Below are 13,046 nucleotides of genomic sequence, written 5' to 3'. Positions count from 1 at the left end.
GGCTGGGCGGGGTCAGCCGAACCAGGTGAGTGCCTGGCCGTGGCCCCTGGCCCAGGCCAGCGGCTTCCCGTCCACCGCGAGGACGTTGTGCAGCGCATCGCTCGGCGGGTCGGGAAGCCCTTCGTACCGGAGCACCTCCGGCCCTTCGGTCGCCACCCAGTGCCCGGGCAGCTCGCGAACCAGGCGGACGAACGCCTCCCGGCGTGGCTGAGGCACCTGGTAGAGCACCGACGTGTGGATCACCACGAGCGTCGCGTCGGTCGGTGCCCGCGCGGCCAGCGCCGGCAGGTCGTCCACCAGGTCACCGCGGACCAGCAGCGGCGGGTCGGCGGCGGCCACCGCCGCCGCGGCCCGCAGCCGGGCCCGCCGGTGGGCCTGCTCCGGCCAGATCAGGGCGTCCAACCAGGACACGTCGTCGGGGTCGGTCACGTCGAGCGGGTTGAGGTCCAGGCCGGCCCGCCACACCACCTGGGGTACGCGTGCCGGCGGCACCAACCCGGTGGCAGCGCACTCCAGGATCGGCTCACCGGAGCCGACCTGATGATCGCCGTAGCGGTATCCGTACCGGTCGGGGTAGAGGCAGAGCCCGGCCGACGCACCGACCTCCAGCAGGGCGAGGGGCTGCGGCAGCGCGGCGAGCACCGGCAGCAGGACCGCGCACCGGCCCGCCTCGTTCGTCTGGGTGGCCCGGGTCAGCAGTTCCGCCTCGACGGCCGGCCAGTGCGTCACCACGAAGTCGTGAAAGGCGACCGGGTCGTTCACCGGGCCACCGAGCCACCGGACGACGCCGAACAGCAGATTCGGCTGCCGCTTGGCCGGCGGGAGCCCGTCGAGCAGGCTGAGCAGGTCGCCGTCGCGCGCGACGGCCTGCGCCAGGCGCTCGTACACCGGCGACACCCCGTGCGCCTCGCGGCTGCCGAACGTGGCGTACGCCTCAGCGGTCGTCATGCCCTCATCGTCGCAGCCCATTCCTCGGAAATTCAGCCCCCATTTTCGTGCGCTGACTCACCCGCCTCGGAGAGTGCGCGTCGCCTCTTGGGAGGCAACCGGATCGGACCCGATGCCGGAGATGTCGTCGTCGGCTTGGCTCGGCTCGCTCACAGGCCGTCCTCCCTCGTAGCCTTCACACCCCTTCTTCGTCAGACGGAGCACGGGTGTTACCGAACCATTCGGGCCGTAGGGTGACGCCGTGATCACCTGCGTCGTGCACTACACCATCGATCCCCGGCAGATCGAGGCGTTCGAGGACTTCGCCCGAGCCTGGATGCGACTGGTGGCGAAGCACGGTGGTGTGCACCACGGCTACTTCCTGCCCGCCGAGGGTGCCAGCGACAAGGCCGAGGCGCTGTTCAGCTTCGAGAGCCTGGCCGCCTACGAGCGGTACCGCGCGCTTTTCGGCAACGACCCGGAGTTCGTCGCGGCGGACAGCATCCGCGACAACTCGGGGTGTGTCGTGCGGTACGAACGAACGTTCATGCGCCCGCTCCTCCCGACCGACTAGGCCCGGCGCGACGGGCACCGCTCCGGGCGACGCTGCTGGTCCCAACTGGGCAACCGCCCTGGTGATGGGGCATGATCGAGACACCGGCGACTGGCGGCACGGGGATGGTCCAACCATCGGGGAGCCTCTCGCGGGCGTCGACCGCCTGGGCGCCTGCGTCGAGGAACCGCCATGACCACGTCCAGCGCATCTGTCGAACACCACAGCCCATCGGGCACGGCCCGGCTCCTGCCGGGTGCACCGGTCGCCGAAGCCGTCCTGGCCGAGACCGCCGACGCGGCCGCTCGCCTGTCCAGTCGCGGGATCACACCGAGCCTCGCCACCATCCTCGTCGGGGACGACGACGCCAGCGCCGGCTACATCGCCATCAAGCAGCGTCAGGCCGCCGCGCTCGGCTTCGCCTCCCCGCACGTGCACCTGCCGGCCACCGCCACCCAGGCCGAGCTGCACCAGGCCATCGCCCGGTTCAACAACGATCCGGACGTGCACGGGCTGCTCGTGCAGTACCCAGTGCCGGGGCACCTGGACTACGACGCGGCGTTGCAGACCATCGACCCCGACAAGGACGTCGACGGCATGCACCCACTGAACATGGGGCGTCTCGCCGTCGGCCTGCCCGGCCCGCTGCCGTGCACCCCCGCCGGCATCGAAGCCCTCCTGGCGTACTACGAGATCCCGGTCGCCGGTCGTGAGGTGGTCATCCTCGGCCGGGGCGCCACCCTCGGCCGCCCCCTGGCAATGCTGCTCGCCCAGAAACGTCCCACCGCCAACGCCGCCGTCACCGTCGTCCACACCGGTGTGCCGGACTGGGCCCGCTACACCCGCCGCGCCGACATCCTCGTCGCCGCCGCCGGCGTACCCGGGATCGTGCAACCTGAGCACGTCAAGCCCGGCGCCGTCGTCATCGGTGCCGGCGTCCGCTACGACGGGCGGCGCCTGCTGCCGGACGTGGACGAAGCGTGCGCCGAGGTCGCCGGCGCGATCACGCCCCGGGTCGGCGGGGTCGGCCCGACCACCGTCGCGATGCTGTTCCGCAACGCCGTCCGCGCCGCCGAACGCGCCAACCAGTAGCCCGGTTCGCTCGATTCCATGATCAAGTGATGAAAAGTAGGTCCCAGGGCCATCTTCCGACCTATCTCTCCTCACTTGATCGAGGCGGCTTCCTGCGGTTGGAGATCTCCTCCAGGTGCTGGAGCTGGTGCTGCCGGACCATCTCGTCCCAGACCTCCTGGTCGTAGTCCGGGTCTGGCGGGATCCACTTGTGCGAGTTGTCGCTGTAGTGGAACCGCTCATCGCCCCGCCGGATCAGACTCACCGGACCCAACCCAGGAAACGTCGGTGCAGCAGCCCGGCAGGCACCCAGGTCAGGTCCTCGGCCGCCCAGACCAGGTAGGACCCCATGTAGAGGGCCAACGACACGGGCGCGCCCTCGAACTCGGCATGCAACTCCGTGCGCCGGGTCCGGCAGGGCCAGGGCGCGGCGCAGCCGCCGCAGGTCCACACCGGAAGGACCGGGCCGTGGGTGGTCACGACAGACCATCCAGGAAGCGCCGGGTGGCGACCCGGGCGTGCCAGCGGGCCGCCCATTCCGCCTGATCACAGGGGTACGGGGACAGCCGCGACCACCACCAGCGACAACCAGCGCAGAGCCCGTCGACGCCCGGCAAGTGCACGGACAAGATCCATCCGACCTGATCCTTGGTCACTCCTGCTCCTCCCCCGGCCAGTGGCCTCGTCGGATCGGAATACGGTGCCGGGCTCGGCACGGCAGCTCAGCTCCACACCGGCAGACCCACCGCCACCGCTGCCACGACCAGACCGGCCGATGCCGCCGAGCCAGAGTCAGCGCCACCGCCAGCAGGTAGTCGTCGTACGGCACCCGGTCTGGCATCGGCCCTCCGGTGGTTCGCGTCGGACACATCGAACTGCGCGCTCATTTTGCGCGCGCACTTTTATATGGTCAACGCTATCCACTCAAAAAGCTTGCGCGTGTCCGGTCAGCCGACACGGCTGTCGTGGCGGCACAATGACCGCATGGAGAGCCCGACCTTCGTTCGCTTCCAGCTCGGCGCGCAGCTGCGCCGGGTCCGCGAAGAGGCCAGCGTCACGGCCGAACAAGCCGCCGACGTCATCGAGGTCTCGGCGAGCACGCTCCGGCGGATCGAAGCCGGACGCGTTGGCATCAAGGCACCGGCGCTCAACGCCCTGCTCGATCGATACGCCGTCACCGATGCCGAACTGCGCGACACACTCCTGTCGATGGCGAAGACAGGCAAGCAGCGCGGCTGGTGGGCCAAGTACGGCGACCTGCCGTCGTCGTACCGTCAGTACATCGGCTTGGAGTCGGCGGCCGAAGAGGTACACAACTTTGAGACGCTGGTCGTCCCAGGGCTGCTCCAGACAGAGGACTACGCCCGAGCCTTGACCAGCGAGGACGCGCTGGAGCCCTCACCCGAGGCGGTCGAGCGTCGAGTCGCCGTCCGAATGCAACGCCAAGAGCTGATCGCGACAGGGAAGCTGCGACTGTTGGCTGTGCTCGACGAGGCGGTACTGCACCGACAAATTGGCGGAGCGGCCGTCATGGCTAAGCAACTGACCGCACTGCTCGAAGCCAGCAAGCGGTGGAACGTCACCCTTCAGGTCATCCCGTTCCGGGCGGGCGCCTACGCCTCAATGGTGTCGAGCTTCCACATTCTCAACTTCGCGGGCGGGCCCGGAGTCGTCTACATCGAGGGCATCACGGGCGACCTCTACGCGGAAGGTGACGATGTGAGGCGTTGTACCGTGGTCTTCAACAGCCTGCGCGCCTCGGCCTTGTCACCCAGCGACTCAATCGCGATGATCAAGGCCATCCAGGATGCGGGGACCGACATGTAGGAGGCGGCAGTGGACTCGCGGTGGCGCAAGAGCACCCGCAGCGGCGGCAACGGCGCCTGTGTCGAGGTCAGGCGTGACGGGCAAGCCGCACAGGTCCGAGACAGCAAGGACGAACTCGGCCCAACTCTTCGGTTCGACGCCGCAGCCTGGTCGGCGTTTCTCTCTGATTTGGAGCGCTAGCAAGCGGAGCCCCCCACCGCCCGGCGGTGCCTGCGTCGAAGTTGATGCGTCGTCGTCACCCGATGCCGAGCGACCGCGCTTGTACGGGTGCCCCTTGCTCCGGATTTCGCTCCGATGCGGCGCGTTTTCCGCTGCGGCAGCGGCTATTCGGGGTGGATCGCCGAAGATCGACTCGCGTTTCGGGATGTCGGGGCGTCCCGACGAGGTTGATGCCCCGGTTTCAAGGAAACCGAGTCGATCAGCAGGCGGAACGCAGCGAGCGCGGCAGGTGCCCCTGCCGCGCTCGCTGGCGTTTCGTGTACGTCAGCTGCAGCCGCTGGTGGAGCCGCAGCCCTCGCAGACGTAGCAGCTACCGGCGGGGCGCATCTTCGTACCGCAGGTGAAGCAGAGCGGTGCGTCGGCGGCTTTGCCGATGACGGCCTCCAGCAGTTCGGTGCTGGAACCCACGCTCGGAGCCGGCTTGGCGGCGGCCACGTCGGCCATCTCCTGGGCCGGCTGCGCGATGGCTTCCGGCTTGGCCGGGGTCTCCACCGGCGCGGACGATGCCATCGCGGTGAGTTCCGCGCCCATCGCCGCGGCGCTCTCCGCGTCAGCCTCGGCCCGCAACTGGGCGGCCCGCTCGCTGGCGGTGAAGATGCCCAGTTCGGCGCGGCGCTCGTGCGGCAGGAAGTCCAGTGCCAGGCGACGGAAGATGTAGTCCATCACCGAGGCGGCCATCCGCACGTCCGGGTCGTCGGTCATGCCGGCCGGCTCGAAGCGCATGTTGGTGAACTTGCTGACGAACGTCTCCAGCGGCACGCCGTACTGGAGGCCGATGCTGATGGCCACCGAGAAGGCGTCCATCACGCCGGCCAGGGTCGAGCCCTGCTTGGACATCTTCAGGAAGACCTCACCGAGGCCGTCGTCCGGGTAGGACGACGCGGTCAGGTAGCCCTCGGCACCACCGACGGAGAAGCTGACCGTCTCGGACGGGCGCTTCTTCGGCAGGCGCTTACGCACCGGCCGGTACTCGATGACCTTCTCGACGGTGGCCGGGGCGGCGGCTGCGGTCTCGACGGCGGCCGGCGCGGTGGCCTTGTTGGACTTGGCCACCGAGAGGGGCTGGCCGACCTTGCAGTTGTCCCGGTAGATCGCCAGGGCCTTGAGGCCGAGCTTCCAGCCCTCGAAGTAGATCTTCTCGACGTCCTCGACGGTGGCCGCCTCCGGCATGTTCACCGTCTTGGAGATGGCGCCGGAGACGAACGGCTGGATGGCCGCCATCATCCGCACGTGACCCATCGGGGCGATCGTCCGCTCTCCCATGGCGCAGTCGAACACCGGGTAGTGCTCCGGCTTGAGGCCGGGGGCGTCCACCACGTGGCCGTGGTCGGCGATGTGCTCGACGATCGCCTCGACCTGCTCCTCGGGGTAGCCGAGGCTGCGCAGGGCGCGCGGCACCGTCTGGTTGACGATCTGCATCGAACCGCCGCCGACAAGCTTCTTGAACTTGACGAGCGCCAGGTCCGGCTCCACGCCGGTCGTGTCGCAGTCCATCATGAAGCCGATCGTGCCGGTCGGGGCGAGCACGCTGGCCTGGGCGTTACGCCACCCGAACTTGTCACCGATCTTGTTGCCCTGGGTCCACTGCCTGGTCGCCTCACGGACGATAGCGGTGGCCACCGGGCTGGTCGGCTTGATCTCGTCGTTGGCCGCGGCGTGCTTGCGCATGACCCGCTTGTGCGGCTCCGCGTTGCGGGCGTAGCCGTCGTACGGGCCGACGACACCGGCCAGCTCGGCCGAACGGCGGTACGCGGTGCCGGTCATCAGGGACGTGATCGCCGCGGCGACCGAGCGGCCCTGCTCCGAGTCGTACGGCAGGCCGGTGGCCATCAGCAGGGCGCCCAGGTTGGCGTAGCCGATGCCGAGCTGCCGGTAGGCGCGGGACGTCTCGCCGATTTTCTCGGTCGGGAAGTCGGCGAAGCAGATCGAGATGTCCATCGCCGTGATGACGAACTCGACGGACTTGACGAACTTCTCCACCTCGAAGCCACCGTCGGCGCGGAGGAACTTCATCAGGTTGAGCGACGCCAGGTTGCACGAGGAGTTGTCCAGGTGCAGGTACTCCGAGCACGGGTTCGACGCGGTGATCCGCCCGGTCTCCGGGCAGGTGTGCCAGTCGTTGATCGTGTCGTCGTACTGCAGACCGGGGTCGGCGCACTCCCAGGCCGCCTGGGAGATGGAACGGAACAGGTTCTTGGCGTCGACGGTCTCGATCACCGAACCGTCCAGCCGGGCGCGCAGGTCGAAGCCCTTGTCGTTCTCCACCGCCGACATGAACTCGTCGGAGACCCGGACCGAGTTGTTGGCGTTCTGGTACTGCACGCTGACGATGTCGGAGCCGCCGAGGTCCATGTCGAACCCGGCGTCCCGCAGCGCGCGGATCTTGTCCTCCTCGCGCGCCTTCGTGACCACGAACTCCTGGATGTCCGGGTGGTCGACGTCGATGATGACCATCTTGGCCGCCCGGCGGGTCGCGCCGCCGGACTTGATGGTGCCGGCGGAGGCGTCCGCGCCGCGCATGAAGCTGACCGGGCCGGAGGCGTTGCCGCCGGAGGAGAGCAGCTCGCGGGACGAGCGGATGCGCGACAGGTTGACCCCGGAGCCGGAGCCGCCCTTGAAAATCAGCCCCTCCTCCTTGTACCAGTCGAGGATCGAGTCCATCGAGTCGTCGACGGCGAGGATGAAGCAGGCGCTGACCTGCTGCGGCGACGGCGTGCCGACGTTGAACCAGACCGGCGAGTTGAAGCTGAACACCTGGTTCAGCAGCATCCAGGTCAGCTCGTGCGCGAACACCTCGGCGTCGGCCGGGCTCGCGAAGTAGCCGTACTCCTCACCGGCGGTGCGGTAGGTGCTGACCACCCGGTCGATGAGCTGCCGCAGCGACCACTCCCGCTCCGGGGTCCCCACCGCGCCCCGGAAGTACTTCGTGGTGACGATGTTGGCCGCGTTGACGCTCCACGACTCCGGGAACTCCACCCCACGCTGCTCGAAGTTGATCGAGCCGTCCCGCCAGTTCGTCATCACGACGTCCCGGCGCTCCCAGGAGACCTCGTCGTACGGGTGGACCCCCTCGGTCGTCCACACCCGCTCCATCTTCATCCCCGCGCCTGCCTTGCTTCGTGAACGGCTAGTTGTCACGCCGTCGCCCCCCTCGTCTGCGCGGTCACCCACCGCGCGTCCCAATCTCTCGAAAAACCGTGAAGATTCAGCTGGTACGGCCGGCGGCCTCGACCGCATCGGCCCGGCCCTGTTCCCGGGCTCGCGCCGCGGCCCGCAACGTGTCGATCTCGCGCTCGAAGTCGGTGAGCGAGTCGAACGAGCGGTAGACGCTGGCGAACCGCAGGTAGGCGATCTCGTCCAGGTCGCGTAGCGGACCCAGGATCGCCAGGCCCACATCGTGGCTGGGGATCTCGGCGGCCCCCTTGGCCCGGACCGTCTCCTCCACCCGTTGCGCGAGCAGCGCGAGGGAGTCGTCGTCCACCGGCCGGCCCTGGCACGCCTTGCGCACCCCGCCGATGATCTTCGTGCGACTGAACGGCTCGGTCACCCCGCTGCGCTTGACGACCGCGAGGACCGCCTCCTCGACGGTGGTGAACCGCTTGCCGCACTCCGGGCAGGACCGCCGCCGTCGGATGAGCTGGCCGTCGTCGGCCTCCCGCGAGTCGACCACCCGGGAGTCAGCATGCCGGCAGTACGGACACCGCATCGCCCACCTCCAAAATAATGATCAACTGCGAGCACACCGGACACACCCCCGGGGCACGCCTCAACGCGACGGTGCCATCCTCGGACGACGCCCGCCGTGATCGACGTTACGGGAGTGCGGTCGGTAGTCAGACCCAACCTGTAGGCAACTTACGCCCGTGTCACTACTACATCTAGGGGTCGACCGTATGTCGCCGGGGAAGCCGGGTCAAGTTGGTCGGCGTGTCCGGCGCGTCACGGACCATCCGGTCACCCACGCCCCGCACAGTGCCCGAAGACCCAACGTCACGACCCCGCCCGGGTTACCGGTCAGCCGGCCGGAGTCGACCGGAAAACTGTCACCTCTCGAACACCAGTACTACCTGACGTACCATTTATCAGAACATCCGTACGACCGGAGTGGTTTTTCACCCCGACACGCCGGTGAGAGGTCGTACAGATGTTTGAAAATGACTGATCTCACCTATACGGTCATGAACAACGTGGCACCACCGCACGCACCACGAGCCGACGAGGCACCCAGCGCCGACCAGGGAGGACGGACGTGACCGAGGAACGGGCCAGCCGGCCGAAGAGCCCGCAGCAGATCAGCGACGCGGGGCCCCCGGCCACCCGACGCCGCAGTGCCACGCGCAGCCGGGCGGGCCAGCCCGCCGTGCGTCAGGTCACCCCGGTGGTCAGCGCCTTCCCCGACCCGGCGACGGTCGACCTGACCGCCCGTCAGCGCCGCATCCTGGAGTTCATCCGCAACTGGGTGGAACGACACGGCTACCCGCCGAGCGTCCGGGAGATCGGCGAGGCGGTCGGCCTGGTGTCGCCGTCCAGCGTCGCCTACCAGCTCAAGGAGCTGGAGAAGAAGGGCTTCCTGCGCCGCGACCCCAACCGGCCGCGCGCGGTGGACGTCCGCGCCCCCAGCGAGGCGATCGACGACGAGCTGTCGAGGGCACAGCGGCCCACCCCGGCGTACGTGCCGATGCTCGGTCGGATCGCCGCCGGTGGGCCGATCCTCGCCGAGCAGGCAGTGGAGGACATCTTCCCGCTCCCCCGCGAGCTGGTGGGTGAGGGCGAGGTCTTCATGCTGCAGGTCAAGGGCGACTCGATGCTCGACGCGGCGATCTGCGACGGCGACTGGGTGGTCGTCCGGCAGCAGCCGACCGCCGACTCCGGCGAGATCGTGGCCGCGATGCTCGACGGCGAGGCGACAGTCAAGACCTACCGGCGGCGCGACGGGCACGTCTGGCTGATGCCCCAGAACCCCGCCTTCGACCCGATCCCCGGCGACGACGCCACCATCATGGGCCGGGTCGTGGCGGTGCTCCGCCGCATCTGACCGATCGGCGGGTGAGTGCCGGCAGCACTCACCCGCACCACTCGACAGCGGCAGGCGAGCGCTTCAGCGACGATCAGTAACGGTCGCCCCGTGGGCCGCGACCGCCCCCGGGATACTGCCCGTACGGGTCGACGGGCGCGTCGTCGTCACGTCGCCGGCCGGGCCGCTGGCCCCGTTGGTCGGGCTCCTGCCCGCCGCGCCGGGGCGGCTCCGCGCGACCGGACTGACCGCCGCCGTCGGCGCCATACACGCCACCGCCAGCACGGCCACCGCCACCAGCCGGCGGACGACCGCCACTGGCCGGAGGGCGACCACCACTGGCCGGAGGGCGACCGGCACCACCGGCCGGGGGACGACCGCCGCCGTACACGGGAGCACCGCCACCATCCGGTCGCGGCGCACCGCGGCCACCGCCAGCCGGTGCCGGCTGGCCGCCACCGCCGTAGACGGCACCACCCGCCGGGGCCGGGCCGCCGCGCCCTCCGCCGGCGCCGTAGACCGCACCGCCAGCCGGCGCGCCGCCCCCGTAGACACCACCGCCCCTGCGATCGTCGTCGGCCGGGAAGCCGTCGACGGCACGACCCGCGCGGGGGCCGAACGGCTCGTCATCCGGGTCCGAGGTGTCGGACGCGGTCGGCGGGCGGCGGCGGGCACGGACGATGCCGAAGATGCCGGCGGCGACCAACAGCAGACCGATCAGGCCGACCGCCCCGACCAGGTAGGTGATGTCGTCGAGGCTCAGCCCGTCGGTCCAGGACTTCGAGGCGGCCGGCTTGCCGCCCTCCTCAGCGGCCAACGGCGCGGCCGTCGAACTGGACGGCGTGTAGCTGAGGATGTCGAGCGGCTCGTCCTCGGCGAAGCGGCCCGCGTCGGAGACGGTGAGGAACGACTTCCCGTCCGGGGCGTAGCTGATGGCCTCGCCGAACGGGTCGGCCAACGGTGTCACCCGCGGCTTTCCGCTGGTCAGCGCACCAACGATGTCGCCACCAGTCACGTCGAACTCGAAAGCGTCCGCGTAGGTGCGCAGGACCACCCGCGAGCCGTCAGGAGCCCGGGACGCGCCGGTGATGGCGATCCGGCCGAACGTGTTGAGGGTGTTCTCCGTCTGCGTCTTCGGCAGCGTCAACTCGCCGGCCTTACGCATCGGCACCGGGTCGGTGTCGCCGCTCTTCAGGGCCGCCGACGGCGTGTAGATCTCCGCCTTGCCGCTCGTCACCTTGGTGATGATCAGCGGTTTTCCGTCGTCGCCGATGAGCAGCGCCTCGGCGTCGTGCGGTTTGGCCTCGGGATAGGCGAGCCGATGCAGCGTCGGCTTCTTGGCACCGCTGACCGGCATCGACCAGAGCGCGACGCGGCTGCGGCGCTCCTTCGAGTCGGGATTGTCACCGGTGTCGGCGATCCAGAGGGTGCCGCCATCCTTGGACAGCGCGAGATCCTCGGTGTCGAACGGACCCTGCCCCGAGTACTGGATCGGCTCCTTCGAGATCTTGCACTTGCTGTCCAGGAAGAAGACCCGCTTGCGGGCCGGGTCCTCCGTGCCGTCGTTGATGACGATGAAGCCCGTCCTGGTCGCGACCAGGCCGGACAGCTCCCGCAGGCGCTCATCGGTGATCGTGCAGCGCTTCTTGCCGGGATTGGCGGCGGGCGGCCCCGACGCCCCAGGGGCGGGAGCGGCTACGGCGACTCCGGCGAGCGCCACGGTTGCCCCGAGCAGGCCGAGGGCAACCGTGACCGAGGAAACAACGCGGCGCATTCGGCCAGTGTCGCATGCCGCGCGTTTCCTTTGGATGACACCGTGGCCGGTCAGGACCGGCTGCCGGCCGCCTGCCCCTGCCGCTCCACGTCGAACGCCGCCAGCTCCGCCGCCAGCTCGGCGCCGACACGCACGTGCAGCAGGGTGCCCTCCGGCAGGTGCGACGTGCTGAGCACCTCACCGGTGCGGTGCGCCCGGGCCACCAGGTCGCCCCGGTCGTACGGCAGCACGGCCCGGACCTCCACGGCTGGGCTCGGCAGCCGCTCCTCGATCGCGGTACGCAGCTCGTCCATGCCCCGCCCGGAGTGCGCGGACACGAAGATCGCGTCCGGCCAGAGCCGCTTGAGGCGCAGCAGAGTGTCCTCGTCGGCCGCGTCGGTCTTGTTGACCACCAGCAGCTCGGGGAGCCGGTCCGCGCTGACCTCGGCGAGCACCGCGTGGACCGCCCGGACCTGCTCCTCCGGATCCGGGTGGGTGCCGTCGACGACGTGCACCACCAGATCCGCGTCCGCGACCTCCTCGAGCGTCGAGCGGAACGCCTCGACGATCTGGTGCGGCAGGTGCCTGACGAAGCCGACAGTGTCGGAGAGGGTGTAGAGCCGCCCGTCCGAGGCGGTGGCCTTGCGGGTCGTCGGGTCCAGCGTGGCGAACAGCGCGTTCTCCACCAGCACGCCCGCACCGGTCAGGCGGTTGAGCAGGCTGGACTTGCCGGCGTTCGTGTAGCCGGCGATGGCCACCGCGGGAACGGCGTTGCGGGAACGACGGGCGCGCTTGGTCACACGTACCGTCTTCATGCTCTTGATCTCGCGACGCAGCCGGGAGATGCGGTGACGGATGCGCCGCCGATCGGTCTCCAGCTTGGTCTCACCGGGACCACGGACACCCACACCGCCGCCGGCGCCGCCGCCCCGGCCGGAACCACCGCTCTGCCGGGAGAGCGTCTCACCCCAACCGCGCAGTCGGGGCAGCAGGTATTGGAGCTGGGCCAGCTCGACCTGCGCCTTGCCTTCCTTGCTCTTGGCGTGCTGGGCGAAGATGTCGAGGATCAGCGCCGTGCGGTCGACGACCTTGACCTTGGTGCGCTGTTCCAGGTTGCGCAGCTGCGACGGGGACAATTCACCGTCACAGATGACCGTGTCGGCGCCGGTGGAGAGCACCACCGCGCCGAGGTCGTCGACCTTGCCGCGGCCGATGTAGGTGGCCGGGTCGGGTCGGGTACGACGCTGGATGAGCCCTTCGAGCACCTGCGAACCGGCGGTCTCGGCAAGCGCGGCCAGCTCGGCCAGCGAGTTTTCCGCGTCGGTGACAGAGCCTTCGGTCCAGACACCCACCAGGACGACCCGCTCCAGCCGCAGCTGGCGGTATTCCACCTCGGTGACGTCGGTGAGCTCGGTTGACAGGCCCGGGACGCGTCGGAGGGACTGTCGCTCCGACAGGTCCATCTCGCCGGTGGTGATGTCGTCAAGCTCGTCCTCGACGGGGACGAAGCTTTCCTGGTCTCGCAAGCGGTTCTCCTGTCCGTTTTGATCAGTGGAACGTAATCCTGACATGACACAACGCCGAACGCACCTGCTATATGCCCATGGTGAAGGTCGCCAAAAGTGGGGGCGAATGCTGGTCGGCCGCGACAACCCGGTAGAAATGCGGGCGGCGGCCGATCG

12 protein-coding genes are annotated in these 13,046 nt (G+C 69.5%); 5 read left to right on the top strand and 7 right to left on the bottom strand.

All coding sequences use genetic code 11. The features are described 5' to 3' along the window. Window positions 1–12: 12 nt before the first annotated feature. Entirely contained in the window at window positions 13–948 is a 936-nt protein-coding gene (locus tag ABZ406_RS24840; protein ID WP_357766084.1) for a DUF2332 domain-containing protein, read from the bottom strand. A gap of 241 nt (window positions 949–1,189) precedes the next feature. On the opposite strand from ABZ406_RS24840, the gene ABZ406_RS24835 reads away from it, so the two are divergent. After that, window positions 1,190–1,501, top strand: a complete 312-nt coding sequence (locus ABZ406_RS24835; protein WP_357766081.1) for an NIPSNAP family protein — start codon at window positions 1,190–1,192, stop codon at window positions 1,499–1,501. A gap of 171 nt (window positions 1,502–1,672) precedes the next feature. After that, complete coding sequence (locus ABZ406_RS24830; RefSeq protein WP_357766078.1) at window positions 1,673–2,572, top strand: bifunctional 5,10-methylenetetrahydrofolate dehydrogenase/5,10-methenyltetrahydrofolate cyclohydrolase; 900 nt, start codon at window positions 1,673–1,675, stop codon at window positions 2,570–2,572. Window positions 2,573–2,633: 61 nt separating this feature from the next. Here ABZ406_RS24830 and ABZ406_RS24825 read toward each other — a convergent pair whose 3' ends face one another. Both ABZ406_RS24825 and ABZ406_RS24820 read right to left on the bottom strand, forming a co-directional pair. Then, entirely contained in the window at window positions 2,634–2,816 is a 183-nt protein-coding gene (locus ABZ406_RS24825) for a hypothetical protein (RefSeq protein WP_357766075.1), read from the bottom strand. After that, window positions 2,813–3,031: a hypothetical protein gene (locus ABZ406_RS24820; protein ID WP_334509957.1), complete on the bottom strand. Its 219-nt coding sequence runs from the start codon at window positions 3,029–3,031 to the stop codon at window positions 2,813–2,815. Before ABZ406_RS24820 ends, ABZ406_RS24825 begins: the two co-directional genes overlap by 4 nt. A 504-nt stretch (window positions 3,032–3,535) precedes the next feature. Here ABZ406_RS24820 and ABZ406_RS24815 point away from each other — a divergent pair. Further along, the gene (locus ABZ406_RS24815) at window positions 3,536–4,378 is read left to right on the top strand and encodes a helix-turn-helix transcriptional regulator (protein WP_357766072.1); all 843 of its coding nucleotides are present in this window, start codon (window positions 3,536–3,538) and stop codon (window positions 4,376–4,378) included. Window positions 4,379–4,387: 9 nt separating this feature from the next. Next, window positions 4,388–4,558, top strand: a complete 171-nt coding sequence (locus ABZ406_RS24810) for a DUF397 domain-containing protein (RefSeq protein ID WP_357766070.1) — start codon at window positions 4,388–4,390, stop codon at window positions 4,556–4,558. Window positions 4,559–4,861: 303 nt separating this feature from the next. Here ABZ406_RS24810 and ABZ406_RS24805 read toward each other — a convergent pair whose 3' ends face one another. Together ABZ406_RS24805 and nrdR are read right to left on the bottom strand one after the other, a co-directional pair. Beyond that, window positions 4,862–7,768: a vitamin B12-dependent ribonucleotide reductase gene (locus tag ABZ406_RS24805; protein WP_357766067.1), complete on the bottom strand. Its 2,907-nt coding sequence runs from the start codon at window positions 7,766–7,768 to the stop codon at window positions 4,862–4,864. 34 nt (window positions 7,769–7,802) lie between these two features. After that, window positions 7,803–8,303 (bottom strand): transcriptional regulator NrdR, encoded by a 501-nt coding sequence (gene nrdR / locus ABZ406_RS24800; RefSeq protein WP_357766064.1) that lies wholly within the window; start codon window positions 8,301–8,303, stop codon window positions 7,803–7,805. A 543-nt stretch (window positions 8,304–8,846) separates the two neighbouring features. Between nrdR and lexA the strand changes: the two genes are divergently transcribed. Further along, entirely contained in the window at window positions 8,847–9,632 is a 786-nt protein-coding gene (gene lexA / locus ABZ406_RS24795; protein ID WP_357766061.1) for a transcriptional repressor LexA, read from the top strand. Between the two features lie 73 nt (window positions 9,633–9,705). On the opposite strand, the gene ABZ406_RS24790 is transcribed toward lexA, so the two are convergent. Further along, entirely contained in the window at window positions 9,706–11,385 is a 1,680-nt protein-coding gene (locus ABZ406_RS24790) for a hypothetical protein (protein WP_357766058.1), read from the bottom strand. Between the two features lie 50 nt (window positions 11,386–11,435). Then, window positions 11,436–12,890, bottom strand: coding sequence for a GTPase HflX (gene hflX / locus ABZ406_RS24785; RefSeq protein WP_357766055.1), 1,455 nt, complete (start codon window positions 12,888–12,890; stop codon window positions 11,436–11,438). Between the last annotated feature and the right edge of the window lie 156 nt (window positions 12,891–13,046).

This window comes from Micromonospora sp. NPDC005710 (genome assembly GCF_040630995.1).
Lineage (GTDB): Bacteria > Actinomycetota > Actinomycetes > Mycobacteriales > Micromonosporaceae > Micromonospora.
The sequence above is the reverse complement of the archived record's forward strand: the minus strand, read 5'-3'. Positions and strand labels throughout refer to the sequence as shown.

Excerpts from the sequence above, each read along its gene's own strand:
- nrdR (WP_357766064.1), bottom strand. The coding sequence starts at position 8,303 with ATGCGGTGTCCGTACTGCCGGCATGCTGACTCCCGGGTGGTCGACTCG.
- ABZ406_RS24815 (WP_357766072.1), top strand. The coding sequence starts at position 3,536 with ATGGAGAGCCCGACCTTCGTTCGCTTCCAGCTCGGCGCGCAGCTGCGC.
- ABZ406_RS24790 (WP_357766058.1), bottom strand. The coding sequence starts at position 11,385 with ATGCGCCGCGTTGTTTCCTCGGTCACGGTTGCCCTCGGCCTGCTCGGG.
- ABZ406_RS24830 (WP_357766078.1), top strand. The coding sequence starts at position 1,673 with ATGACCACGTCCAGCGCATCTGTCGAACACCACAGCCCATCGGGCACG.
- ABZ406_RS24840 (WP_357766084.1), bottom strand. The coding sequence starts at position 948 with ATGACGACCGCTGAGGCGTACGCCACGTTCGGCAGCCGCGAGGCGCAC.